22 protein-coding genes are annotated in these 24,876 nt (G+C 69.1%); 9 read left to right on the top strand and 13 right to left on the bottom strand.

Annotation, left to right across the window (positions count from 1 at the left end; genetic code table 11):
* Positions 1-9: 9 nt before the first annotated feature.
* The 8 genes from IH00_RS0110370 to dnaA form a co-directional block, all read right to left on the bottom strand.
* Positions 10-612, bottom strand: coding sequence for a DUF3566 domain-containing protein (locus IH00_RS0110370; RefSeq protein WP_078887672.1), 603 nt, complete (start codon positions 610-612; stop codon positions 10-12).
* Positions 613-615: 3 nt separating this feature from the next.
* A complete protein-coding gene (gene gyrA / locus IH00_RS0110365) occupies positions 616-3,270 on the bottom strand; it encodes a DNA gyrase subunit A (RefSeq protein ID WP_031071953.1) in 2,655 nt (884 codons plus the stop codon).
* Positions 3,271-3,311: 41 nt separating this feature from the next.
* Positions 3,312-5,375, bottom strand: coding sequence for a DNA topoisomerase (ATP-hydrolyzing) subunit B (gene gyrB, locus IH00_RS0110360; RefSeq protein WP_031071951.1), 2,064 nt, complete (start codon positions 5,373-5,375; stop codon positions 3,312-3,314).
* A 583-nt stretch (positions 5,376-5,958) separates the two neighbouring features.
* Positions 5,959-6,498: a DciA family protein gene (locus IH00_RS0110355; RefSeq protein WP_039946754.1), complete on the bottom strand. Its 540-nt coding sequence runs from the start codon at positions 6,496-6,498 to the stop codon at positions 5,959-5,961.
* Positions 6,499-6,560: 62 nt separating this feature from the next.
* A complete protein-coding gene (gene recF, locus IH00_RS0110350; RefSeq protein WP_031071947.1) occupies positions 6,561-7,682 on the bottom strand; it encodes a DNA replication/repair protein RecF in 1,122 nt (373 codons plus the stop codon).
* Between the two features lie 58 nt (positions 7,683-7,740).
* A complete protein-coding gene (gene gnd, locus IH00_RS0110345) occupies positions 7,741-8,619 on the bottom strand; it encodes a phosphogluconate dehydrogenase (NAD(+)-dependent, decarboxylating) (protein WP_031071945.1) in 879 nt (292 codons plus the stop codon).
* A gap of 148 nt (positions 8,620-8,767) precedes the next feature.
* Positions 8,768-9,898, bottom strand: a complete 1,131-nt coding sequence (gene dnaN / locus IH00_RS0110340; RefSeq protein ID WP_031071944.1) for a DNA polymerase III subunit beta — start codon at positions 9,896-9,898, stop codon at positions 8,768-8,770.
* A gap of 1,066 nt (positions 9,899-10,964) precedes the next feature.
* The gene (gene dnaA / locus IH00_RS0110335) at positions 10,965-12,704 is read right to left on the bottom strand and encodes a chromosomal replication initiator protein DnaA (RefSeq protein WP_078887670.1); all 1,740 of its coding nucleotides are present in this window, start codon (positions 12,702-12,704) and stop codon (positions 10,965-10,967) included.
* 360 nt (positions 12,705-13,064) lie between these two features.
* Here dnaA and rpmH point away from each other — a divergent pair, with 360 nt between their 5' ends.
* The 9 genes from rpmH to IH00_RS0110295 all read left to right on the top strand — a co-directional run bounded on the left by rpmH (position 13,065) and on the right by IH00_RS0110295 (position 19,911).
* Complete coding sequence (rpmH, locus tag IH00_RS0110330; RefSeq protein ID WP_003956500.1) at positions 13,065-13,202, top strand: 50S ribosomal protein L34; 138 nt, start codon at positions 13,065-13,067, stop codon at positions 13,200-13,202.
* A gap of 18 nt (positions 13,203-13,220) precedes the next feature.
* The gene (gene rnpA, locus IH00_RS40070; protein WP_078887669.1) at positions 13,221-13,592 is read left to right on the top strand and encodes a ribonuclease P protein component; all 372 of its coding nucleotides are present in this window, start codon (positions 13,221-13,223) and stop codon (positions 13,590-13,592) included.
* Positions 13,589-13,912, top strand: a complete 324-nt coding sequence (yidD, locus tag IH00_RS40065) for a membrane protein insertion efficiency factor YidD (RefSeq protein WP_078887668.1) — start codon at positions 13,589-13,591, stop codon at positions 13,910-13,912. The genes rnpA and yidD overlap by 4 nt, the downstream gene beginning before the upstream one ends.
* A 3-nt stretch (positions 13,913-13,915) precedes the next feature.
* Positions 13,916-15,193 (top strand): membrane protein insertase YidC, encoded by a 1,278-nt coding sequence (gene yidC / locus IH00_RS0110320; protein WP_031071938.1) that lies wholly within the window; start codon positions 13,916-13,918, stop codon positions 15,191-15,193.
* Positions 15,194-15,207: 14 nt separating this feature from the next.
* Positions 15,208-15,720, top strand: coding sequence for a Jag family protein (locus IH00_RS0110315; RefSeq protein WP_031071936.1), 513 nt, complete (start codon positions 15,208-15,210; stop codon positions 15,718-15,720).
* Positions 15,721-15,838: 118 nt separating this feature from the next.
* A complete protein-coding gene (gene rsmG / locus IH00_RS0110310) occupies positions 15,839-16,549 on the top strand; it encodes a 16S rRNA (guanine(527)-N(7))-methyltransferase RsmG (RefSeq protein WP_031071934.1) in 711 nt (236 codons plus the stop codon).
* A 264-nt stretch (positions 16,550-16,813) separates the two neighbouring features.
* The gene (locus IH00_RS0110305; RefSeq protein WP_078887667.1) at positions 16,814-17,890 is read left to right on the top strand and encodes a ParA family protein; all 1,077 of its coding nucleotides are present in this window, start codon (positions 16,814-16,816) and stop codon (positions 17,888-17,890) included.
* A complete protein-coding gene (locus IH00_RS0110300) occupies positions 17,887-18,990 on the top strand; it encodes a ParB/RepB/Spo0J family partition protein (protein WP_078887666.1) in 1,104 nt (367 codons plus the stop codon). The genes IH00_RS0110305 and IH00_RS0110300 overlap by 4 nt, the downstream gene beginning before the upstream one ends.
* A 303-nt stretch (positions 18,991-19,293) precedes the next feature.
* On the top strand, positions 19,294-19,911 hold the full coding sequence (locus IH00_RS0110295) for a GNAT family N-acetyltransferase (RefSeq protein ID WP_031071928.1): 618 nt from the start codon (positions 19,294-19,296) through the stop codon (positions 19,909-19,911).
* 83 nt (positions 19,912-19,994) lie between these two features.
* Here the strand turns inward: IH00_RS0110295 and trxA are convergent, their stop codons facing one another.
* From trxA to IH00_RS0110270, 5 genes are all read right to left on the bottom strand, one after another.
* Positions 19,995-20,336 carry a thioredoxin gene (trxA, locus tag IH00_RS0110290; RefSeq protein ID WP_031071925.1) on the bottom strand — a complete coding sequence of 114 codons (342 nt, stop codon included), beginning with the start codon at positions 20,334-20,336 and terminating at the stop codon, positions 19,995-19,997.
* Positions 20,337-20,384: 48 nt separating this feature from the next.
* A complete protein-coding gene (gene trxB, locus IH00_RS0110285) occupies positions 20,385-21,359 on the bottom strand; it encodes a thioredoxin-disulfide reductase (RefSeq protein ID WP_031071923.1) in 975 nt (324 codons plus the stop codon).
* Between the two features lie 124 nt (positions 21,360-21,483).
* On the bottom strand, positions 21,484-22,365 hold the full coding sequence (locus IH00_RS0110280; protein WP_031071921.1) for an anti-sigma factor: 882 nt from the start codon (positions 22,363-22,365) through the stop codon (positions 21,484-21,486).
* The gene (gene sigM / locus IH00_RS0110275; RefSeq protein ID WP_031071920.1) at positions 22,362-23,066 is read right to left on the bottom strand and encodes an RNA polymerase sigma factor SigM; all 705 of its coding nucleotides are present in this window, start codon (positions 23,064-23,066) and stop codon (positions 22,362-22,364) included. Before sigM ends, IH00_RS0110280 begins: the two co-directional genes overlap by 4 nt.
* Positions 23,067-23,094: 28 nt before the next feature.
* Positions 23,095-24,822 carry a protein kinase family protein gene (locus tag IH00_RS0110270; RefSeq protein WP_031071918.1) on the bottom strand — a complete coding sequence of 576 codons (1,728 nt, stop codon included), beginning with the start codon at positions 24,820-24,822 and terminating at the stop codon, positions 23,095-23,097.
* Between the last annotated feature and the right edge of the window lie 54 nt (positions 24,823-24,876).

Here is a 24,876-nt window from a genome sequence, read left to right as displayed (position 1 = left end):
CCAAATCCGCTACTCGTCCTCGGCCAGCGTGAGCTCCACGCCGCCCACGAACCCGGCGGACAGGTTGTAGATGAAGGCGCCCAGCGTCGCCAGCGCCGTGGCCAGCACCACGTCGATGACCGCGATCACCGACGTGAAGATCAGCACCCGCGGCAGGGACAGGAAGGCCTGCAGGTCGAAGCCGTTGCTCTCGTTGGAGCCCGTCGCCTCGCTGATCGTGCCGCCGACGGTCGAGAAGACGCCCATGGCGTCCATGACCATCCACAGCACCGCCGCCGCCACCACCGTGCAGATGCCCAGCGCGATGGAGAGCAGGAAGCTCACCTTCATCACCGACCACGGGTCGGCCCTGGCCACCCGCAGTCTCGCCTTGCGGGTACGCGGCATGGTCGTCGCACCCGTCCGGGGCCGGCGAACCGTGCCCCCACCCTGCGTGGAATACGCCTGGGGCGGCTGGTACGGCTGTGCCGTCTGCTGCGCCGCAGCGGGCCGCTCACCGGGCAGCGGTCCCTTGTCGTACGTGGTCACCGTAACCCCCTGGGAGTCCGTGGCTGGGCCACGGGCACCGCTCGCTCCTGAAGCGGCCGATCCGGCACCCGTGGCTCCACTCACGCTCTACTCCTCGTGCTCCCCGGCCGGCGGCTCCGTACCCCCGGCGGCCTCGGCCGTCACCTCGGTGCCTTCGACGGCACCTTCGGTTCCTTCGGTTCCTTCGATGTCTTCGGTACCTTCGGCCCCGTCGACCTCTTCGGCCTCGCGACCGGCCTCGGCGTTGCGTGCGATACCGACGACGGCATCGCGCTTGCCCAGATTGATCAGTTGGACGCCCATGGTGTCACGGCCCGTCTCCCTGACTTCATTGACTCGCGTACGAATCACACCGCCGGACAGCGTGATGGCGAGGATCTCGTCGGTCTCCTCGACCACCAGCGCGCCGACGAGCGAGCCGCGGTCCTCCACGATCTTCGCAGCCTTGATGCCGAGGCCGCCACGCCCCTGGACGCGGTACTCGTCGACGGCGGTGCGCTTGGCGTACCCGCCGTCCGTCGCAGTGAACACGAACGTACCCGGCCTGACCACATTCATCGACAGCAGCTCGTCGCCCTCGCGGAAGCTCATGCCCTTCACGCCGGACGTGGCACGGCCCATCGGCCGCAGGGCGTCGTCCGTCGCGGTGAACCGGATCGACTGCGCCTTCTTGGAGATCAGCAGCAGATCGTCCTCCGCCGACACCAGCTCCGCGCCGATCAGTTCGTCGTCACTGCCGTCCTCCCGCTCGCGCAGGTTGATGGCGATGACGCCGCCCGAACGAGGCGAGTCGTAGTCCTTCAGCGAGGTCTTCTTCACCAGACCGGCCTTCGTGGCCAGCACCAGGTAGGGCGCCGCCTCGTAGTCGCGGATCGCGAGGATCTCGGCGATCTGCTCGTCCGGCTGGAAGGCCAGCAGGTTGGCGACGTGCTGACCGCGCGCGTCCCGGCCGGCGTCGGGCAGCTCGTACGCCTTGGCACGGTAGACGCGGCCCTTGTTGGTGAAGAAGAGCAGCCAGTGGTGCGTGGTGGAGACGAAGAAGTGGTCGACGATGTCGTCTTCCTTCAGCTTCGTGCCGCGCACGCCCTTGCCGCCGCGCTTCTGGGAGCGGTAGTCGTCCGTCTTGGTCCGCTTCACATAGCCGCCACGCGTGATCGTGACGACGATGTCCTCCTCGGCGATCAGATCCTCCATGGACATGTCGCCGTCGAAGGGCACCAGCTTGGAGCGGCGGTCGTCGCCGAACTTCTCGACCAGCGCCGCCAGCTCCTCGCTGACGATGCGGCGCTGACGCTCCTCGGAGGCCAGGATCTGGTTGTACTCGTTGATCTTGGCCTGGAGCTCGTCGTGCTCCTGGATGATCTTCTGGCGCTCCAGGGCGGCCAGGCGGCGCAGCTGCATCTCGAGGATGGCGTTCGCCTGGATCTCGTCGATCTCCAGCAGGCCCATCAGGCCCTCGCGTGCGACCTCGACGGTGTCGCTGCGCCGGATCAGCGCGATGACCTCGTCGATCGCGTCCAGCGCCTTGAGCAGACCGCGCAGGATGTGCGCCCGCTCCTCCGCCTTGCGCAGGCGGAAGCGCGTCCGGCGGACGATGACCTCGATCTGGTGCGTCACCCAGTGGCGGATGAACGCGTCCAGCGAGAGGGTGCGCGGCACGCCGTCGACCAGCGCCAGCATGTTGGCGCCGAAGTTCGTCTGCAGGTCGGTGTGCTTGTACAGGTTGTTCAGCACGACCTTGGCGACCGCGTCCCGCTTGAGGACGATGACGAGCCGCTGCCCGGTCCGCGAGGACGTCTCGTCGCGGACGTCCGCGATGCCGCCGATCTTGCCGTCCTTGACGAGGTCGGCGATCTTCTGCGCGAGGTTGTCCGGGTTGACCTGGTACGGCAGTTCAGTGACCACCAGGCACTGGCGGTTCTGGATCTCCTCGACCTCGACGACCGCGCGCATCGTGATGGAGCCGCGACCCGTGCGGTACGCCTCCTCGATGCCCTTGCGGCCGACGACGAGCGCGCCGGTCGGGAAGTCGGGACCCTTGATGCGCTCGATCAGCGCGTCCAGGAGCTCCTCGTGCGTCGCCTCGGGGTGCTCCAGCGCCCACTGGGCACCGGCCGCGACCTCGCGCAGGTTGTGCGGCGGGATGTTGGTCGCCATGCCGACCGCGATGCCCGCCGAGCCGTTGACCAGGAGGTTCGGGAAGCGCGCCGGCAGGACCGTCGGCTCCTGGTTGCGGCCGTCGTAGTTGTCCGTGAAGTCGACGGTCTCCTCGTCGATGTCCCGGAGCATCTCCATGGACAGCGGCGCCATCTTGCACTCGGTGTACCGCATGGCGGCCGCCGGGTCGTTGCCCGGGGAGCCGAAGTTGCCGTTGGAGTCCACCAGCGGCATGCGCATCGACCACGGCTGGGCCAGGCGGACCAGGGCGTCGTAGATGGAGGAGTCGCCGTGCGGGTGGTACGTACCCATGACGTCACCGACGACACGGGCGCACTTGTAGAAGCCCTTCTCGGGCCGGTACCCGCCGTCGTACATCGCGTACAGCACGCGGCGGTGGACCGGCTTGAGGCCGTCCCGGACGTCGGGCAGCGCACGCGACACGATGACGGACATCGCGTAGTCGAGGTACGAGCGCTGCATCTCGGTCTCGAGCCCGACGGGCTCGATCCGCAGCTGCGGTCCCTCTTCCTCGGGAGTCGTCTCGGCGGTGCCGGGCGGGTTGGGCATGGTTTCGTCGGCCATTGCTGGTCGTCAATCCTTTCGTACGGTCAGCTGAGACCGACTCAGATGTCGAGGAAACGAACGTCCTTGGCGTTGCGCTGGATGAAGGACCGGCGCGCCTCCACGTCCTCGCCCATCAGCACCGAGAACAGGTCGTCGGCCTGGGCCGCGTCGTCGAGCGTGACCTGGCCGAGCACGCGGTGCTCCTGGTCCATGGTCGTGATGCGCAGTTCCTCGGCGTTCATCTCACCCAGACCCTTGAAGCGCTGGATGGAGTCCTCGCGGATGCGCTTGCCCTGCTGCTTGCCGAGCTCGACGAGCGCGTCGCGCTCCCGGTCCGAGTAGGCGTACTCGAAGTCGTCGCGCCCCCACTTGATCTTGTACAGCGGCGGGCGGGACAGGAACACGTGCCCGGCCTCGACCAGCGGCCGCATGAAGCGGAACAGGAAGGTGAGCAGCAGGGTGTTGATGTGCTGGCCGTCGACGTCGGCGTCCGCCATCAGAATGATCTTGTGGTAACGGAGCTTCTCGATGTCGAAGTCCTCGTGCACACCGGTGCCGAAGGCGGAGATCAGCGCCTGGACCTCGGTGTTTTGCAGGATCTTGTCGATCCGGGCCTTCTCGACGTTCAGGATCTTGCCGCGGATCGGCAGGATGGCCTGGTACATCGGGTTGCGGCCGGACTTCGCGGAGCCGCCGGCGGAGTCACCCTCGACGATGAAGATCTCGCACTTGGACGGGTCGTTCGACTGGCAGTCGCTCAGCTTGCCGGGCAGGGACGCGCTCTCCAGCAGGCCCTTGCGCCGGGTCAGGTCGCGCGCCTTGCGGGCGGCCACGCGCGCGGTGGCGGCCTGGATCGCCTTGCGGACGATGTCGGCGGCCTCGTTGGGGTTGCGGTCGAGCCAGTCCGACAGGTGCTCGTGGGCGACCTTCTGCACGAAGGTCTTCGCCTCCGTGTTGCCCAGCTTGGTCTTGGTCTGGCCCTCGAACTGCGGCTCGCCCAGCTTGACCGAGATGATCGCCGTGAGGCCCTCGCGGATGTCCTCACCCGTGAGGTTGTCGTCCTTCTCGCGCAGCAGCTTCTTGTCCCGCGCGTAGCGGTTGACCAGGCCGGTCAGCGCGGCGCGGAAGCCTTCCTCGTGCGTACCGCCCTCGTGGGTGTGGATCGTGTTCGCGAAGGAGTACACACCCTCGGTGTACTGCGAGTTCCACTGCATCGCGATCTCGACCGAGAGCAGCCGCTCCTTGTCCTCCGCCTCGACCGAGATGACCGTGGGGTGGATGAGCTCGCCCTTGCGCGAGTTGAGGTACTTGACGAAGTCGACGATGCCGCCTTCGTAGTAGTACGAGACCGTCCGCGCCGGCGCCTCCTCGGCCGTCTCCGCGGCGTCGGGGTCGTCGGCGTTCATGGTCGCCTTGGCCGACTCCCGCTCGTCGGTCAGGGAGATCCGCAGGCCCTTGTTGAGGAACGCCATCTCCTGGAAGCGGCGCGAGAGGGTCTCGAAGGAGTACTCGGTCGTCTCGAAGATGTCCGCGTCGGCCCAGAAGGTCACCGACGTGCCGGAGTCCTCGACCGCCTCGTGCTTGGCGAGCGGAGCGGTGGGGACGCCCAGCTTGTAGTCCTGGGTCCAGCGGTACCCGTCGCGCTTGATCTCCACCGAGACCCTGCTGGACAGGGCGTTCACGACGGACACACCCACGCCGTGCAGACCACCGGAGACGGCGTAGCCGCCGCCGCCGAACTTGCCGCCCGCGTGCAGCACGGTCAGGACGACCTCGACGGCGGGCTTCTTCTCCACGGGGTGGATGTCGACGGGGATACCGCGACCGTTGTCCACGACCTTGACGCCACCGTCCGCGAGGATGGTGACGTCGATGGTGTCCGCGTGCCCGGCCAGGGCCTCGTCGACGGAGTTGTCGACGACCTCGTACACCAGGTGGTGGAGTCCACGCTCACCGGTCGACCCGATGTACATGCCGGGCCGCTTGCGGACCGCGTCCAGACCCTCGAGGACGGTGATCGCGCTGGCGTCGTACGACGAGGTCGCCTCGCCGGCAGCAGTGGACGGAATGTTCTCGTTGGGGTTGCCGGAATCGGCCACGAAGCGCCCTTTCTGGCACAGCACAAGCCGTCTCTCCGGGCATGCGGAGGCGGCTGCGTCGTTCGACATGTTCCGCAGTGGGCGGGATTACTTACCAGTGTACCGGTGACGCCGACACTCATGGGGGTTTGCCGGTACCTGAGTCCGCATGTGCCGCCCTGAACCGGCGCCCACCGACTCCCCATATCCGGGAAGGGGCTCCAAGAGGCTCACGCCGCCACTCAGCGCTTCGACCTGTCAACCTCCAGCAACGGTGACGGCCACCTCACCCGCCCCCTCGCTCCCACGGCGCTCCGCGGGCCCCCGCGAGCACCGCGCACCCCTTGTTACGCGGGGGACCGGGAAGGCGTCGCTGGTCGGCGGGCATGACAGCCGTGCCGGTGCGGGGCGCCGGGGGCGGCGGCCGTCCGCGGGAGGAGGAGGCAGGGCAGGGGGATCGGCGCGGGGAGCACCCGTTGCGGGGCAGCGAGGGGCGGGCCGGGTGATGGTGGGGGCGTACGGCGGAGGGCCGGGGCGGGACCCCGTGCCGGTGGCCCATGGCCGCGGCCGCCCCGGACGGGACGGCTCCTGTGGCGCACGCCGGCCGGGCGGCCGTCCGGCGCCCGCCTCAGCCGTAGGTGTCGCCCGGGCCCGTGCTCCCCGGCGCGCGCAGAGGTCCGTAACCGCGCCGCGGGCCGCCCGGCCCCAGCACCTTGATCATCCGCACGGTTCCGTGACCCAGGTCCTCGTTCAGCCGCGCCACCAGCCGCGGCGCCAGCAGCCGCAGCTGCGTCGCCCACGCCGTGGAGTCGCACTGCACCGTGAGGACACGTTCCTCGGGGTCCTCGTCGTACCGCAGGGGCACGCAGTGCTTGGCCAGGTCCTCGCCGACGATCTGCGGCCAGCGGCCCATCACGCCGCCCACCGCTGCGGGCGTCTCCCAGCCGCGCTCGGTGATCAGCCGGTTGATCGCGGCGCCCAGCGGCAGCGGGTCCCGCCCGTCGGCCCGGGCACCCGAGCGCAGTCCACCGCCTCGCCGGGCCTGCTTCTTCTGCTGCGCGGCGGCGCCGCGCGCCTTCGCCTGCTCCTTGGCCGCGCGCAGCGCGACCCGCGCCAGGTCGACGCCCGACGGCTCCGGGACCGACGGCACGGACGGCATCGGCTGCATCGCTCCGGCCGGCTGGATCCATGAAGCCGACGGCACCGACGGCTCCGGCATACGCTCGCTCGTCACAACCGCTCCACCGTTCCCTCCGCCACGGCATACCGCGTCCCGGCCAGCACGCCCGGCACGTCGTCGTCGACGGCCGCCGTCACCAGCACCTGCTCTCCCGGAGCCACCAGTTCCGCCAGCCGTTCCCGCCTGCGCGCGTCCAGCTCGGCGAAGACGTCGTCGAGGACGAGCACCGGCTCGTTGCCCTCGGCCCGCAGCAGGTCGTACGAGGCCAGCCGCAGCGCCAGGGCGTACGACCAGGACTCGCCGTGGCTCGCGTACCCCTTCGCGGGGAGGTCGCCCAGCTTGAGCACCAGATCGTCGCGGTGCGGCCCCACCAGCGTGACGCCCCGCTCGATCTCCTGCTTGCGGACCTCGGCGAGCGCCCCCAGCAGGCCCTCGTACAGAGCCTCCCGGCCGTGCACACCGGCCGCGACCGGTCCGCGGTACTCGAGGGCGACCGGGCCGCCACCCGGCGCCAGCTGCTCGTACGCCTTGTCCGCCAGCGGCTGCAGGGTCGCGACGAGGTCCAGCCGCTGCGCCAGCAGCTCCGCCCCGGTGCGCGCCAGGTGCTGGTCCCAGACGTCGAGCGTGGACAGATCCATGGAGCGCCCGCCGTGCCGCCGCGCCATCGCCGCCGACTTCAGCAGCGTGTTGCGCTGCTTGAGGACCCGCTCGTAGTCCGAGCGCACGCCCGCCATCCGCGGCGACCGCGCGGTGATCAGCTCGTCGAGGAACCGCCGCCGCTCCCCGGGGTCGCCCTTGACCAGTGCCAGGTCCTCGGGCGCGAACAGCACCGTCCGTACGATCCCCAGCACATCGCGGGGCCTGACCTGCGAGGATCTGTTGATGCGCGCGCGGTTCGCCCGCCCCGGATTGAGCTCCAGCTCCACGAGCTGGGACCGCTCGCCCTGTCGTACGGCCGCGCGGATGACGGCGCGCTCGGCGCCCATCCGTACCAGCGGCGCGTCGGACGAGACCCGGTGACTGCCGAGCGTCGCCAGGTAGCCGACCGCCTCGACCAGGTTGGTCTTCCCCTGCCCGTTCGCGCCGACGAAAACGCTGACGCCCGGATCGAGAGGGACCTCGACCCGGGCGTACGAGCGGAAGTCGGCCAGCGACAGATGCGTGACGTGCATGGTGTGCGCCGACCTTCCCCCGGCATGCCGTGCACCGCGGGATGCACAGCCTGTGGAACTACTTCTTCGCCTCGACCGCGTGGCCACCGAACTGGTTGCGCAGCGCGGCGATCATCTTCATCTGCGGTGAGTCGTCCTGCCGGGACGCGAACCGCGCGAACAGCGACGCGGTGATCGCCGGCAGCGGCACCGCGTTGTCGATGGCCGCCTCGACCGTCCACCGGCCCTCGCCGGAGTCCTGGGCGTATCCGCGCAGCTTCTCCAGGTGCTCGTCCTCGTCCAGCGCGTTGACGGCCAGGTCGAGGAGCCAGGAGCGGATGACGGTGCCCTGCTGCCAGGAGCGGAAGACCTCGCGGACGTCCGTGACGGAGTCGACGGCCTCCAGCAGCTCCCAGCCCTCGGCGTACGCCTGCATCATCGCGTACTCGATGCCGTTGTGGACCATCTTCGCGAAGTGGCCGGCGCCGACCTTGCCCGCGTGGACGGACCCGAACTCACCTTCCGGCTTGAGCGCGTCGAAGACGGGCTGGACCTTGGCCACGTTCTCGGCGTCGCCGCCGTACATGAGCGCGTAGCCGTTCTCCAGGCCCCAGACGCCGCCGGACACACCGCAGTCGACGAAGCCGATGCCCTTGCGGCCCAGCTCCTCGGCGTGCTTCTCGTCGTCCGTCCAGCGCGAGTTGCCGCCGTCGACGACGACGTCGCCGGGCGAGAGCAGCTCGGCGAGCTGGTCGATCGTGGACTGGGTGGCGGCACCGGCGGGCACCATGACCCACACGACGCGCGGGCCCTTGAGCTTGCTCACCAGCTCTTCGAGGCTGTGGACATCGGCGAGGTCCGGGTTGCGGTCGTACCCGATGACGGTGTGGCCGGCGCGGCGGATGCGCTCGCGCATGTTGCCGCCCATCTTGCCGAGACCGACGAGACCGAGCTCCATCAGATTTTCCTCAATCGTTGTGTGCGAGTTCGTACCCGCGTCCGAGACTACGCCCGGACGTCGCTGCACACCTGTGGGGTCGGGCGCTCACTCGGCCGCTCGGCCGAGCGGCGCCCGCGGAGGACCTCGCCGGTCCCGTCGGAGAGCGTCAGCCGCTCAGCCGCACCGGCATGATCAGGTACTTGTACGCCTCGTCCGCCTCCGCGTCGAGCGCCGGCTTGCCGCTCAGCAGCGCCGGCTTGGTGGAGGTGGTGAAGGAGAGCTGGGCGACCGGGGAGTCGATCGCGCTCAGACCGTCCAGCAGGAAGGTCGGGTTGAAGGCGATCGAGATGTCGTCGCCCTCCAGCTGCGCGTCGACCCTTTCCACAGCCTGTGCGTCGTCGCTCGAACCGGCCTCCAGGATGAGGACGCCCTGCTCGAAGGTCAGGCGCACGGGCGTGTTCCGCTCGGCCACCAGCGCCACGCGCTTGACGGCCTCGACGAACGGCGCCGTCTCGATCACCGCGACCGAGTTGAACTCCGTCGGGAAGAGCGTGCGGTACTTCGGCAGGTCGCCCTCGAGGAGCCGGGTGGTGGTGCGGCGGCCCGCGCCCTCGAAGCCGATCAGACCCTCGCCCTTGCCGGAGCCCGACAGCGCCAGCGTGACCGTGTCACCGCTGGTCAGCGACTTGGCGGTGTCCAGCAGCGTCTTGGCGGGCACCAGGGCCACCGCGGAGGCGTCCGGGGACTCGGGCTTCCACAGGAACTCACGCACCGCGAAGCGGTAGCGGTCGGTGGACGCGAGCGTCACCGTGTCGCCCTCGATCTCGATCCGCACGCCGGTGAGGACGGGCAGCGTGTCGTCGCGGCCCGCGGCGATGGCGACCTGGGCCGCGGCGGAGGCGAACACCTCACCGGGGACGGTGCCGGTCGCGGACGGCATCTCCGGCAGCGCCGGGTACTCCTCCACAGGGAGGGTGTGCAGCGTGAAGCGGGAGGAGCCGCAGACCACGGTCGCCCGTACACCGTCTGTGGAAATCTCCACCGGGCGGTTGGGGAGGGCGCGGCAGATGTCGGCGAGCAGGCGGCCGGAGACCAGGACGGTGCCGTCCTCCTCCACCTCGGCCTCGACCGAGACCCGCGCGGAGACCTCGTAGTCGAAGCTGGAGAAGCTGAGCGCGCCGTTCTCGGCCTTCAGAAGAAGGCCCGCGAGTACGGGCGCCGGCGGACGGGCCGGGAGGCTGCGGGCCACCCAGGCCACCGCCTCCGCGAGTACATCGCGCTCCACCCGGATCTTCACCGGAACCGCCTCCTGCTGTTGCTGGCTCTTCGTCGACTGCGGGAACCAGTCTGACGCACGCCACCGGCACTCGGTGCGGCTCGGGGTCAAGTCGTGACGAGAGGCACCGGGGGCTCCGGCGCCGAGTTGTGCACAGGCCCCTCTTCGAAGCGAATTCCCCGGTAACTATGAGTGGGAGTAGTAGTAGGGCCTGTGGAAACCGTGGATAACGTCGTCCACGCAGGTCAGGCCCAGTTTTTTGTCCACCGCGCCTGTGGGCGGAGCCCGTGGACAACCGGGGTGATCTGTGGACGCACGGAAGTTCTGCACAGCCCATGCACAGCCGGGACCCACTTCTCCCCAGCGCCGTCCCCAGTTTTACCCACCTTCCCCACAGCCCAATCCGGCATCTTCGTGTGACCGCTTTCACTCGGCGCGGTGAGGTCGGGTGTTTCGTTGCCGAACAGTGGACAGCGGTGTGGAGAAGACCCGCCAAGCTGTGGACCATGGACTGCTGCCTGTGGGCCGCCGGTGGACAACTCTTCCACGTGCCTGTGGACGAAATCTCTGTCCACAGCCTGTGGAGCGAGCTCGGCCACAATTCCACAACCCTGTGAGCTGGGCGAACGCAGTGTCGACCGGTCGGCCTGTGGACGCCGTATGGACAACTCTCCGGTCCCCAGGCTGTGGATCGAAGATCGCGCCGTCCTCTGTGGAGAACGGCGTGACGGGTCTGTGTATTCGAACACCGTTGGCCCACCGGGACCCGCGCCGGGGCCCGCCGATGGCTCATCGGGACGGCCCGGAGGCGCTTCGCCGGCCCGTGGAAGGCACGCGGGGAGCACACGGAGGACCGGGCGGACGCCGGGCAGGCCCCGGGGCAGGGCTCGGAGCGGACACCGGGCAGGCCCCGGGGAGGCAGGTCCGCTCGCGGCCGTGCGGGGGCTCGGCCGGGTGCCCCACCGCCACGAAGGGCCTACAGGGCCTCAAGGGCTCGGAGCGCGGCGAAGGGCGCCCCGGAACCGTGTCCCGGAGCGCCCTTCGCGCCGTCTCGCCCCTGCTGCTACTGCCGTTCCGGCGCCGCGCGTCAGCCGTTCTTGATGCGGTTCGTGAGCTCGGTGACCTGGTTGTAGATCGAGCGGCGCTCGGCCATGAGCGCGCGGATCTTGCGGTCCGCGTGCATCACCGTCGTGTGGTCACGCCCGCCGAACTGGGCGCCGATCTTCGGCAGCGACAGGTCGGTCAGCTCCCGGCACAGGTACATGGCGATCTGCCGGGCCGTCACCAGCACCCGGCTCCGCGAGGAGCCGCACAGGTCCTCCACCGTCAGCCCGAAGTAGTCCGCGGTCGCCGCCATGATGGCGCCGGCCGTGATCTCCGGGGCGGCGTCCTCCCCGCCCGGGATGAGGTCCTTGAGGACGCCCTCCGTGAGCACCAGGTCGACCGGCTGCCGGTTCAGGCTGGCGAAGGCCGTCACGCGGATCAGCGCGCCCTCCAGCTCCCGGATGTTGCGGGAGATGCGGGAGGCGATGAACTCCAGTACCTCCGGCGGGGCGTTGAGCTGCTCCTGCACCGCCTTCTTGCGGAGGATCGCGATCCGCGTCTCCAGCTCCGGCGGCTGCACGTCGGTGGTCAGACCCCACTCGAAGCGGTTGCGCAGCCGGTCCTCCAGCGTCATCAACTGCTTGGGCGGCCGGTCGGAGGACAGCACGATCTGCTTGTTGGCGTTGTGGAGGGTGTTGAAGGTGTGGAAGAACTCCTCCTGCGTCGACTCCTTGCTCGCGAGGAACTGGATGTCGTCGACGAGCAGGATGTCCACGTCCCGGTAACGCTTGCGGAAGGTGTCGCCCTTCCCGTCGCGGATCGAGTTGATGAACTCGTTGGTGAACTCCTCGGAGCTCACGTACCGCACGCGCGTGCCGGGATAGAGGCTGCGCGCGTAGTGCCCGATCGCGTGCAGCAGATGGGTCTTGCCGAGCCCCGACTCCCCGTAGATGAAGAGCGGGTTGTACGCCTTGGCCGGCGCCTCCGCCACCGCGACGGCGGCCGCGTGCGCGAACCGGTTCGACGACCCGATGACGAAGGTGTCGAAGAGGTACTTGGGGTTCAGCCGGGCGTGCTGCTCACCGGGGCGCCCCGCCCCGGCCGCCCCTCCGGCGCCCGCCCCCGGGCCGGCGCCCGTGGCGCCACCCGCTCCGGGCGACTGAGGCTCCGGAAGCTCGCGCCGCTCGGCGCCGCGCTGCTGCTCGAAGGGCGACGGCGACCCGTGCCGGGTGTGGTCCGGCGCCTGCGGGCCCCGGTAGTCGTGGTGCGGCTGCTGCGGGCGGGCCGTCGCGTACGGGTCGCGTTCCTGGAACCCGCCCAGGCGCGGCTGCTGCCAGGACAGGTCCTCCTGGGTGCGCGGCCAGGCGCCCGGCTCGGGGCGGTGCTGCTGGTAGTCGGGGTAGGCAGGGCGGGCGGTCGGCAGACCGTCGTCCGGCAGCGGCCGGTGGCCGTAGTCGTCGTAGCGCGGCTGCTCGCGCGCGGGCGGCGCCGGCGGGGCGGGAGGTTCGCCCGCCGAGTCGTCGACGGTGATCGCGATCCGGATGGGGCGCCCGCACTCGCGGCTGAGCGTGTCACTGATCAGCGGGGCGAGCCGGCCCTCCAGGACGCGCTTGCCCCACTCGTTGGGTACGGCGAGGAGAGCCGTGTCGGCCACCAGTGCGAGCGGCTGGCACCGCTCGACCCACTGTTTGTCCTTCGGCTCGATGCTCTGCTGGCCTTCACCGAGGAGCTGTTCCAGCACTCGTGGCCACACTGCGGCAAGATCAGCAGGTACGTCAGCCACAGGCACGCTCTCTCACAGGTCCCACGAATGTGTGGTTCTCGGGACGGGATGGGAAGACAGGCAGGAAAGGAATCCGAGTTCAGCCACGGTAGTCGTGGCGGCTCACGTGGTTCAAGTTGTTGTCCACAGCCTGTGCATAGCGGGGCCCGCTGTGGTGCTGGTTTGACCGGATGGCGTAGCCGCGCGTACCGTAACCAGGTCGAGTTGTCGATGGCTGCTGCCGCCTGCCTCCGATGGGCAAAGATCACGATCAGTGATTGTGAAAGCGGTGCACTCGGGCGTATTGCGAGCTACTCGTGGGCGCACGGTGACAGCCAGGCGATGTCCCGCCACCACCCGAATCATTTCTGGAGCCCCCGAGTGAGCAAGCGCACCTTCCAGCCGAACAACCGTCGTCGTGCGAAGACCCACGGTTTCCGTCTGCGCATGCGTACCCGTGCCGGCCGCGCGATCCTCGCGTCCCGCCGCAGCAAGGGTCGCGCCCGCCTGTCCGCCTGATCGCTTACAGGTCATGACGTGCTGCCTACCGAGAATCGGCTGAGGCGGCGCGAGGACTTCGCGACCGCGGTACGCCGAGGACGCCGGGCCGGCCGCCCGCTCCTCGTCGTCCACCTAAGAAGCGGTGCAACGGACCCGCACGCGTCAGGGGAGAGCGCTCCCCCGACACGTGCGGGTTTCGTCGTCAGCAAGGCCGTGGGCGGATCGGTCGTCCGCAACCAGGTGAAGCGCCGACTGCGCCACCTGGTGCGCGACCGGCTGCCCCTGCTGCCCCCCGGTAGCCTGGTGGTAGTACGGGCGCTGCCCGGAGCGGGCGACGCCGACCATGCACAGCTGGCCCGAGACCTGGACGCCGCCCTTCAGCGGTTGCTGGGAGGGGGCGCGCGATGAAGTACCCGCTGCTGGCTCTGATCAAGCTCTACCAGTGGACGATCAGTCCGCTGCTCGGCCCCGTGTGCCGGTACTACCCGTCGTGTTCCCACTATGGATATACGGCCATCGACCGGCATGGCGCGGTGAAGGGCACGGCCCTGACCGCCTGGCGGATCCTGCGGTGCAACCCGTGGTCGCCGGGCGGTGTGGACCATGTCCCTCCACGCAAGCGCCCGCGTTGGCATGAACTGCTGCGCGGCGCCCTGCGCGGCAAGGGCGGGCACTCAGCCGAGACGAGCCCGGCCGCAGAGACCTCGCCCAATGCTCAAGGAGCTTGATTAGTGGACACGATTGCCAGTCTGTTCGCCTTCATCACCACACCTGTTTCGTGGATCATCGTCCAGTTCCACAAGCTGTACGGGGCGATCTTCGGCCCGGACACCGGCTGGGCCTGGGGTCTGTCCATCGTGTCCCTTGTGGTGGTCATCCGGATCTGCCTGATCCCGCTGTTCGTCAAGCAGATCAAGTCGACCCGCGGCATGCAGGCGCTCCAGCCGAAGATGAAGGCGATCCAGGAGCGCTACAAGAACGACAAGCAGCGTCAGTCCGAAGAGATGATGAAGCTGTACAAGGAGACGGGTACCAACCCGCTCTCCTCGTGCCTTCCCATCCTGGCGCAGTCGCCGTTCTTCTTCGCTCTGTACCACGTGCTGAGCAAGATCGCCTCGGGTGACGAGATCGGCGTCCTCAACCAGCGACTGGTGGACAGCGCTCGTGAGGCCAAGATCTTCGGTGCTCCGATCGCCGCGAAGTTCATGGACGACCCGGGCAAGGTCGAGGCGCTCAACGCCACGCTGCTGGACGTCCGCATCGTCACGGCGATCATGATCATCCTGATGTCGCTGTCGCAGTTCTTCACGCAGCGCCAGCTGATGCAGAAGAACGTCGACCTGACGGTGAAGACGCCGTACATGCAGCAGCAGAAGATGCTCATGTACATCTTCCCGGTGATCTTCGCCGTGATGGGCATCAACTTCCCGGTCGGTGTCCTCGTCTACTGGCTGACCACCAACGTGTGGACCATGGGCCAGCAGATGTACGTGATCAACCAGAACCCGACTCCGGGCAGCAAGGCCCAGGACCAGTACCTGCAGCGCCTGCTCAAGAGTGTCTCCTCGCACGGCGAGGTCCGTGGCCGTCGCCGCCGCACCGTCGTCCAGACGATCGTCGCCAAGGGGCCGGACCGCAACGAGAACGAGCGGCGCTTCATCGGCGCTCTCGCCAAGGCCGGTTTCTCCGCCCAGGCCGACGGCACCGTGACCAAGGTCGACCCGGCCGTTGCCGAGGCCGAGAACGCGGCCGCGGCGCGTCGTCAGCAGCCCAAGCGCCAGACCAAGGCCAAGCGTCAGGCCACTGCTGCCCAGCAGGGCGCCAGCAAGCCTTCTTTGGAAAAGCAGCCTTCCCTGGAAAAGCAGCCTTCCTTGGAGAAGCAGGCCGACGAGCCGCAGGAAGACAAGCCGAAGCAGGCGGGCAGGACCGCCTCCGGCTCCGCACGCCAAGCCAAGTCCGGACAGCGCAAGGGCCAGCAGCGGCCCAAGCACCCGTCGTCCAAGAAGTAAGAAGGAGTCCATCCGTGACGGAAGGCACCACCTCCGCCGCCGCCGAGGGTGGCGACACCCTGACCCGCCTGGAGCAGGAAGGCGAGATCGCGGCCGACTACCTCGAGGGTCTCCTCGACATCGCCGACCTTGACGGCGACATCGACATGGACGTCGAGGCGGACCGCGCCGCAGTCTCGATCATCAGCGACACGGGCAGCCGCGACCTGCAGAAGCTCGTGGGGCGCGACGGTGAGGTGCTGGAGGCCCTTCAGGAGCTGACCCGGCTCGCCGTGCACCGGGAGACCGGTGACCGCAGCCGGCTGATGCTGGACATCGCCGGTTTCCGGGCGAAGAAGCGCACCGAGCTCGCCGAGCTGGGCGCCAAGGCCGCGGATGAGGTCAAGGCCTCGGGCGAGCCGGTCAAGCTGAAGCCGATGACCCCGTTCGAGCGGAAGGTCGTGCACGACGCGGTGGCCGCCGCCGGTCTGCGCAGCGAGTCAGAGGGCGAGGAGCCGCAGCGCTTCGTCGTCGTGCTCCCTGCCTGAGCCCCGCTTCATGTCGGCCCCGTCTGTTCGCAGGCGGGGCCGATCTTTGTCAGCCTGTAAGTCAGCACTGCGGTCTCGGGACCCTGGTGCGGTAATGCGGTACGGAAGGACGGTTCCCGTGACGGAGGCAGAAGAGCTTCCCCATGCGCCTCAAGAAGCGCGGACGGTATTCGGCGAGTTCTTCCCGGAGGCGGTCCGGTACGCGGAGCTCCTGGCGGACGCGGGGGTCAAGCGCGGTCTGATCGGCCCCCGTGAGGTGCCTCGGCTGTGGGAGCGACACCTGCTGAACTGCGCGGTGCTCTCGGAGGTCGTGCCCGAGGGCGTCACGGTATGCGATGTGGGGTCCGGGGCGGGGCTGCCCGGGATTCCGCTGGCGCTGGTCCGTCCCGACCTGAAGATCACGCTCCTGGAGCCCCTGCTGCGCCGTACGAACTTCCTCCAGGAAGTCGTCGAGCTCCTGGGTCTGGACCACGTGACGGTCGTTCGCGGCCGCGCCGAGGAGATGCTGGGCAAGCTGCCTCCGGTACATGTGGTGACGGCCCGCGCGGTCGCGCCGCTGGACCGCCTCGCCGGCTGGGGCGTACCGCTGCTCCGTCCTTACGGAGAGATGCTGGCGCTCAAGGGCGATACGGCCGAAGAAGAGCTCCAGGGTGCGCGGGCCGCGCTGAGCAAGCTGGGTGTCGTGCAGACCTCGGTGCTCCACGTCGGCGAGGGCGTTGTCGATCCGATGTCGACCGTCGTGCGGGTGGAAGTGGGCGAGAGCCCCGGTGGCGTCCGCTTCGCAGCCAAGCGCGCCAAGGCGGCCCGGACGTCTCGACGCCGCCGCTAGGTCATCGTCCCGAGGCCCCGGCGGGCCACGATGCCGTTGATCCTCATACGTACGCATTTCGGAGTGTCGTGGTGCCCGCGGTGGGCGTCGAGTGCATCAATGTTTCACGTGAAACGTCGCTCACTGCTGCAGGGAATCATCAGTCGCGGTCGCGCGGCTGCCACGCCGCGCGACCGTAGGCCCCCCGTGGGGGCGAGAGAGTTGTCCACAGAGGTGGAGTTCTCCACAGAACCACGGGCCTCGCTGGTTCACGACCCCGAAAGCATGGCAGGCTCTCCTCATCGCGAGCCTGAAGCCGAGGAGAGTGAATCCTTGCGGTCCGACGCCAACATCGCGGGACCGATGACCGATCCGGTCCCCGGTCCCCGTACCGAATCGGCGGGGGAGGATGTTTCACGTGAAACGCTTCCCCCGATGGACGACACCCCCATCGGTCGTGCTGCCCAATTGGCGGTGGAGGCTCTGGGCCGTGCCGGCGAGGGGCTGCCCCGCCCCCAGCAGACGCGCGTGATGGTGGTTGCCAACCAGAAGGGCGGCGTGGGCAAGACGACCACGACGGTCAACCTTGCTGCGTCGCTGGCGCTGCATGGAGCACGCGTCCTCGTCGTCGACCTCGACCCGCAGGGCAACGCCTCCACGGCGCTCGGCATCGATCACCATGCCGAGGTCCCTTCGATCTACGACGTCCTGGTGGACAGCAAGCCGCTCTCCGATGTGGTCCAGCCGGTCCCGGACGTCGAAGGCCTCTTCTGCGCCCCGGCCACCATCGATCTCGCCGGTGCGGAGATCGAGCTGGTGTCGCTGGTGGCGCGGGAGAGCCGGCTCCAGCGGGCGATCCAGGCATATGAGCAGCCGCTGGACTACATCCTCATCGACTGCCCGCCGTCTCTCGGCCTTCTGACGGTCAACGCCTTGGTGGCGGGTGCGGAGGTACTCATCCCGATCCAGTGCGAGTACTACGCGCTGGAGGGGCTGGGGCAGCTGCTGCGGAACGTCGACCTGGTACGAGGCCACCTCAACCCGGGCCTGCATGTGTCGACGATCCTGCTCACCATGTATGACGGCCGGACCAGGCTCGCTTCGCAGGTGGCCGAGGAGGTGCGCAGCCACTTCGGTGACGAGGTGCTGCGGACCAGCATTCCGCGGTCCGTCCGGATCTCGGAGGCGCCCAGCTATGGGCAGACGGTACTGACGTACGATCCGGGCTCCAGCGGTGCGCTGTCGTACCTGGAGGCGGCGCGTGAGATCGCCCTGCGGGGTGCCGGGGTCTACTACGAGGCGCAGCACGCCCATGTGGGCAACCAGATCAGCAAGCACAGCATGTCGGAGGGGATCCAGTGAGCGAGCGACGTAGGGGGCTGGGGCGTGGACTTGGTGCGCTGATCCCCGCGGCTCCCCAGGAGAGGCAGACGCCCTCGGTGGGGACGGGTTCCACCTCCCCGGGTGCGATTCCCACGCTGACGGCGGAGCGTGGTGTGGCAGCCGCGAAGGTGGCCACGCTGCCGGCGAGCCCGCGGCCCGCGGAGCCGGGGATCATGTCGCCCGAAGCTGAGGCGGTACCTGAGGCCGAGGCTCCGGCGGGGGCCCACTTCGCCGAACTGCCGCTGGATGCGATCACTCCCAACCCTCGCCAGCCGCGTGAGGTGTTCGACGAGGATGCGCTGGCCGAACTGGTCACCTCCATCAAGGAGGTGGGCCTGCTGCAGCCGGTCGTCGTGCGTCAGCTGGGCCCGGAGCGGTACGAGCTGATCATGGGCGAGCGGCGCTGGAGGGCCTGCCGCGAGGCCGGCCTGGAGCGTATCCCCGCGATCGTCCGTGCTACCGAGGACGAGAAGCTGCTGCTGGACGCCCTGCTGGAGAACCTGCACCGGGCGCAGCTGAATCCACTGGAAGAGGCCGCGGCCTACGACCAGCTGCTGAAGGACTTCAACTGCACCCACGACCAGCTGGCCGACCGCATCGGGCGCTCGCGCCCCCAGGTCTCCAACACCCTGCGCCTGCTGCGGCTCTCGCCGCCGGTCCAGCGTCGCGTCGCCGCCGGTGTGCTGTCGGCCGGCCATGCCCGTGCTCTGCTGTCGGTGGACGACCCGGAGGCGCAGGACAAGCTGGCGTACCGCATCGTGGCCGAAGGGCTCTCCGTGCGGGCTGTCGAGGAGATCGTGACGTTGATGGGCTCCCAGACCGGGAGTACGCCGACCAAGCCGAAGGGACCGCGGGCAGGTGCCCGGGTGTCGCCCGCGCTCACCGACCTCGCGTCCCGGCTTTCGGACCGATTCGAGACGCGGGTGAAGGTCGATCTCGGACAGAAGAAGGGAAAGATCGTCGTCGAGTTCGCGTCGATAGACGATCTCGACCGCATCCTGGGAACCCTGGCCCCGGGTGAGGGGCGGGTCCTGGCGCAGCGGCTCGCGGAGCAGGAGCAGCAGGACGACGAAGGCTGAGTCCCTTCGGGACGGCCGTCGAGGGCGGGCCGTGTCCGGTGTTCACCGGAACACGGTCCGCCCTTTGGCGTCTTCCCGTATGCGCGTCATCACCCGATCGATACGATGCGTTCTGGTATGCGCATCAGCCTGACCCACCATGGAGGGAGAACCAGGCATGCGAGAGGTGAGCCGCGGCCAACTGGTGACAGCAGGCCTGGGACTCGGCGCTGTCGGCGGGTTCATCGGCAGCCTGCTCCGGGAACGGAGCGCGCTGGCAGCCGCCCGAGAGGCGGCACGCGAAGGAAGTGAGGAGCAGCCTTCATGGGGCGTCGGCTCGTACCGCTCACGTTGGACAACCTTCCGGATCTCCCCAAGCGTTGCCGAACGTGTGTCTTCTGGGAACTTGACCCGGTCAGCGGAGAGGCCGCAGTAAAAGCAGGGACCCCGGGGCTGGAGAAGGAGGCATGGATCTCCGCCGTGCTCCTGGACTGGGGGTCGTGCGGCCGGGTGGTCTATGTGGACGACGTCCCCGTGGGGTTCGTCCTCTACGCCCCTCCGGCCTATGTGCCGCGGTCGAGTGCCTTTCCGACGAGTCCCGTGTCGCCCGATGCCGTGCAGCTGATAACGGCCTGGATCGCTCCCGGCTACCAGGGGCAGGGGCTGGGCCGGGTCATGGTGCAGACCGTGGCGAAGGATCTGCTGCGGCGGGGCTTCAAGGCGATCGAGGCGTTCGGGGATGCTCGCTGGAAGGAACCGGCGTGCGTGCTGCCTGCCGACCACTTGCTGTCCGTCGGCTTCAAGACCGTCCGGCCGCACCCCACCTACCCTCGGCTGCGGCTGGAGCTGCGCTCCACCTTGTCCTGGAAGGAGGATGTCGAGTTGGCGCTCGACCGTCTGCTGGGAGCGGTACAGAAGGAACCGGCGCTGCGTCCCCTCTGAGTGGTTCCACCGGCCTCAGGATTGCCGAACGGCCCACCCCTGACCGGGGTGGGCCGTTCGTGTTTCATGTGAAACAGAATGCGTCAGGCCTTGGTCTCGCTATCGAGGAAGGGCTCCAGGTCGCGCAGCAGCGCGGCCTTGGGCTTGGCGCCGACGATGGTCTTGGTGACCTCACCGTTCTGGTAGACGTTCAGCGTCGGGATCGACATGACGCCGTACTTCGCGGCGGTGGCCGGGTTCTCGTCGATGTTCAGCTTCACGATCGTGAGCTCGTCGTGCTCGCTGGCGATGGCCTCAAGCGACGGAGCGATCTGGCGGCACGGACCGCACCACTCGGCCCAGAAGTCCACGAGTACGGGCTTGTCGCTCTTGAGGACGTCCTCCTCGAAGGAGTCGTCGGTCACGATCTTCACGGCGCCGGCCACGGCAGCCTCCTTAACTTTGCGGGGTGTGGGAGTGGGGATGGGACGGGGTCAGACGACGGGGGTCTTCTCCGGCTCGGCGACCTTCTCGCCGTCGGCGAGAGCTGCCAGGTAGCGCTCGGCATCCAGCGCCGCGGAGCAACCCGTGCCGGCCGCGGTGATCGCCTGGCGGTAGGTGTGGTCCACCACGTCGCCGGCGCCGAAGACACCGCGCAGGTTGGTGCGCGTGGACGGCGCCTCCACCTTCAGGTAGCCCTCGTCGTCGAGGTCGAGCTGGCCCTTGAAGAGCTCGGTGCGGGGGTCGTGGCCCACAGCGATGAACAGACCGGTGACCGGCAGCTCGGAGGTCTCGCCGGTCTTGGTGTTGCGCAGCGTCAGACCGGTGAGCTTCTGCTCGCCCTGGATTGAGGCGACCTCGCTGTCCCAGGCGAACTTGATCTTCGGGTCGGCGAAGGCGCGCTCCTGCATGGCCTTGGAGGCACGCAGGGTGTCCCGGCGGTGCACGATGGTGACGGACTTGGCGAAGCGGGAGAGGAAGGTCGCCTCCTCCATCGCGGTGTCGCCGCCGCCGACCACGGCGATGTCCTGCTCCTTGAAGAAGAAGCCGTCGCAGGTGGCGCACCACGAGACGCCCCGGCCCGACAGCGCGTCCTCGTTCGGCAGACCGAGCTTGCGGTGCTGGGAACCGGTGGTGACGATCACGGCCTTGGCCCGGTGGACGGTGCCGGCGGTGTCCGTCACGGTCTTGATGTCCCCGGTGAGGTCGACGGCGACCACATCATCCGGCACGAGCTCGGCGCCGAAGCGCTCGGCCTGGGCGCGCATGTTGTCCATCAGGTCCGGGCCCATGATGCCGTCACGGAAGCCGGGGAAGTTCTCCACGTCGGTCGTGTTCATGAGCGCACCACCGGCGGTGACGGCACCTTCGAAGACCAGCGGCTTCAGCGAGGCGCGCGCCGTGTAGAGCGCGGCCGTGTAGCCGGCGGGCCCGGAGCCGATGATGATCACATTACGGACGTCGCTCACGGGTTTCTTCCTCGTCTCTGCAGACTGCCTACTGCCTACGGGGCCGGGTCAAGGACTCTCACCCCACCCAACGGATCCTACGGGGCGTGCATTCCCGCAGTGACCGAGTGGCACGGCAGCGTCGTCAGGGACGCGGGTAGGAGTGTGTCAGCAGCAGGTCGCCCTTGGGCGCCTTCGAGGTGATGCAGGCCGCGTCGACGATATAGGCCTCCACCCGGCGGACGTCCGTGGAGTGCGGCATGACCACGAGGAACGCCTTCTTCCCCTGGTACTCGCCGGGCTCAGCAGCCAGTGCGGCTTCAGTACGCCCGGTACCCGCCTGCACGCAGGGCGGTACCGGAGCGTCGCCCCCTCGCTTCACCGAGTGGGTGCCCAGGGAGCGGTTCTGCTTCTCGGGCGCAGCCGAGGCCGACGACTCAGCGTCGGTGAGCATCGTCCGCACACGGCCGTCCACGGGAGACCCGGAGAAGAGAGCGTTGTCGGGAGCGCTGGCGCTGATGTCAGCCGTCTTCGAGCCTTCGCCGTCCCCCTGCTGGACGCTCTGCACGAGAAGGGCGCTCGCTCCGACGAGGGCCACACCGAAGACCGCGCTCAGGACCGCGTTCCGGCGCCGTCGGCCGGTGGCACGGCCGCGGCCCGGACCGGTGGCGGCGCGAGGGTGCCCAGCGGGGCGGTCCACTCGCATCGGCTCCACGGTCGCCGGGGCGAGAAGTGTTTCACGTGAAACATGGTCCGCTTCGGCAGGAGCGGTGGCATCCAGCAGTGCTTCGGCGGCCAGCGCTGCGTCGATGCGTCCGGCGATGTCGGCGGGCATCCGCGACGGGCCGGGCAGCGTGCCCAGGAGGCCACGGATCTCCTCCAGGGAGGTCCGTACGTCGGCGCACAGGGCGCAGCTCTCCAGATGCCGGCGCACATCGGCCATCCGGGATGGCGAAAGAAGCCCCTCAGTGAGGTCGGAGATCTCCGAGACGTCCGGGTGCTGAGTCGTGTCGGCCGTGGATGTCACGCGCGTCCACCTCCGCCCTTCACAGCAGCAGGATCATTGGGTCCTGCATCACGTGCTCCCGACGCAGGTGGGACGGATGTCCCCGGCGTCCGGTTCCTTCCCCCTCCGAGCTCACCCTTACCCCCCGTGTCACCGCGCAGATGAGTGAGCATGGGAAGCAATCTGGCGCGGCCGCGCGCACAGCGGCTCTTCACCGTCCCGGTCGGAACGTCGAGGATGCTGGCGGCCTCGGCGACGGGGTAGCCCTGCATGTCGACCAGCACCAGCGCGGCCCGCTGATCCGCGGGCAGCTTCGCCAGAGCGGCCAGGAGCTCCCGGTGGAGGTCCTGGCGCTCGGCCGGGGCCTCTGCCGACTCGTGCGGCTCCAGCAGCTGCTCCAGCCGCTCGGTGTCCTCCACGGGTGAGGTCTTGCGTGTGGCGGCCTTACGGGCCCGGTCCAGACAGGCGTTCACGGTGATGCGGTGCAGCCACGTGGTGACGGCGGACTGCCCCCGGAAGGTGTGTGCGGCCCGGAAGGCGGAGACGAGCGCGTCCTGGACGGCGTCGGCCGCCTCCTCACGGTCGCCCAGCGTGCGCAGGGCGACCGCCCAGAGCCGGTCGCGGTGGCGGCGAACAAGCTCACCGAAGGCGTCCGGATCCCCGGCGACATGGCGCGCCAGCAGTTCCTGGTCGCCGGTGCTGCGCAGTTCGGCATCGTCCAACGGTGAGCCCCCTCCCCACGTCTCTGTGTCAGCCGGTGAACTTCACGTCGGTGATCGCCTGCTTGAAGCCCGGCTTGCTGTAGCCGTCCTGTCCGGAGTACGGCATCGCGGTCATCCAGAGCAGCACGTACCGCGTCTTCACCGGCTTGTCGGCGGAGATCTGCAGGGTGGTGCCGCTGCCCGTCCCGGTCGCGATCTTCTTCATGTCGTCGACGGAACCGGAAGGGGACAGCGCGTCGGTCGCGTAGAGCGAGATGGTGGTGTGGTCGCCGATGAACCGCAGGCCTATGGAGACGCTGGAGACGTCCCTCTCCGAGCCGAGGTCGTAGACGATGCCGACACCCTTCTTGATCGAAGGTTCGAGTTCCGGCCCGTCGAGGTAGTACTTCGTCCGCCAGTAGCTTCCGCTGTCGCCGTCGTGCGTCTTGTCGGCGTCGTCGGCGTTCTGCGGAACGCCGTCCGGTGCGTACTCCTCGGCGTCCTCGATCTTCAGTGGAACGGGCGTCTTCGGCTTCTCGTTGCCGCCGGTCGTGGTGTTGGTCTGCGTGGGCTTCGGCTTCTCGGCGCCCTGGTCGCTCTCGAGGAGCTTGTCGGCCACCTGCCAGCTCCCCAGGCCCAGGGCCGCGATGAGGAGAGCCGACACAACCCATTTGAGGGCCTTGCCCGTGCGGGTCTGGAGCGGGGCGGGCGGGACGGGGGCCGGCTGAGGGGCGACCGCGTGGGGACGGGGCTTGGGCCGGCCGTAGGTCCCCTGCTGGTACGTCGTGCGCTGATAGTCGGGCGGCGTGGGGAACTGGGGCTCCGGCGGTCGGATCCGGGGCATCGCGGCGACGGCCTTGGCGAGCTCGTCGGGAGTGGTGCAGGCCGGCTCCTGACGGGAGGCGGTCGCTCCGTCATTGGCGAGGGCCCGCATGGCGATCTCGGAGAGGCCGCGGTGCACACCCGCCCGGACCTGGTCGGGTGCGATGAGCCCAACGCCCTTGGGAAGACCGGACAGTCCGTGAGCGTCGTCCTCGTACGGCCAGCGCTGCGTGAGAGCGGCGTACAGCAGCGCGCCGATCGCCTCCGTGTCGGTGCGCTGCGGACGGTCGGCGCTGATGCCGCGCAGGGCCGCGTTCACCGCGAGCCCGCGGATGCGCCACTGGCCGGTGGAGGTGCGCAGGACCGCGCCGGGGGTGAGCCGGAGGTGGGCGAGCCCTTCCCGGTGCGCCGCGGCCATGGCCTGCGAGACCTGGCTGACGAGCCCGTAGGCGTCGTGCGGCTCCAGCGGCCCGGCGGCGAGCAGAGCGGTGAGCTCGGTGGCGTCCGGCAGCCATTCATGGACGACGTAGACGAGTTCGTTCTCCTCGACCGCGTCCAGGACCTGCACGAAACGAGGGTCGCCGAGCAGCGCGGAGGAGCGCGCCGCCGCCAGCACCGACCGAGCCCTCGGGTGATCCGCCGGCAGTACGTGCACACCCACCGCACGGCGCAGCTTCTCGTCGACGGCACGCCAGCTGCTGAAGCCGTCCAGTCGGGTGACGCACTCCTCCAACCGGTAGCGCCGGGCGAGCTTGTGGCCGCTGTGCAGCTCCGGGCTCTTACGGGGAGGCTGACCGCCGGTCCGCCGCTCGTCGTCGGTGTTCTCGGCAGACGTCTCCGCCGTGTCCTGCGCTTCCGCCACCCCGTCGGCCGCGGCCTTGTCCGCCTTCGCGGTCAGCGGGTCGTCTCCGCTGTTGTCGGCCACGTCGACGGCAGCCGTGCTACGTTCCGCCACCGTCGTTCCTGCCTCCCCATCCGTTGCGCCATATCCAACAGCCATGCCAATTGT

It is taken from the genome of Streptomyces sp. NRRL S-118, from assembly GCF_000716335.1.
Classification (GTDB): Bacteria; Actinomycetota; Actinomycetes; order Streptomycetales; family Streptomycetaceae; genus Streptomyces.
Note: the sequence above shows the minus strand (reverse complement) of the source record. Positions and strands in the feature narration are given on the sequence as shown.

Bases quoted from the DNA above. Each gene is read 5' to 3' on its own strand.
- gyrA (WP_031071953.1), bottom strand. From the start codon at position 3,270: ATGGCCGACGAAACCATGCCCAACCCGCCCGGCACCGCCGAGACGACT.
- IH00_RS0110355 (WP_039946754.1), bottom strand. From the start codon at position 6,498: ATGCAGCCGATGCCGTCCGTGCCGTCGGTCCCGGAGCCGTCGGGCGTC.
- yidD (WP_078887668.1), top strand. From the start codon at position 13,589: ATGAAGTACCCGCTGCTGGCTCTGATCAAGCTCTACCAGTGGACGATC.
- IH00_RS0110295 (WP_031071928.1), top strand. From the start codon at position 19,294: ATGGGGCGTCGGCTCGTACCGCTCACGTTGGACAACCTTCCGGATCTC.
- IH00_RS0110305 (WP_078887667.1), top strand. From the start codon at position 16,814: ATGGCAGGCTCTCCTCATCGCGAGCCTGAAGCCGAGGAGAGTGAATCC.
- gnd (WP_031071945.1), bottom strand. From the start codon at position 8,619: ATGGAGCTCGGTCTCGTCGGTCTCGGCAAGATGGGCGGCAACATGCGC.
- recF (WP_031071947.1), bottom strand. From the start codon at position 7,682: ATGCACGTCACGCATCTGTCGCTGGCCGACTTCCGCTCGTACGCCCGG.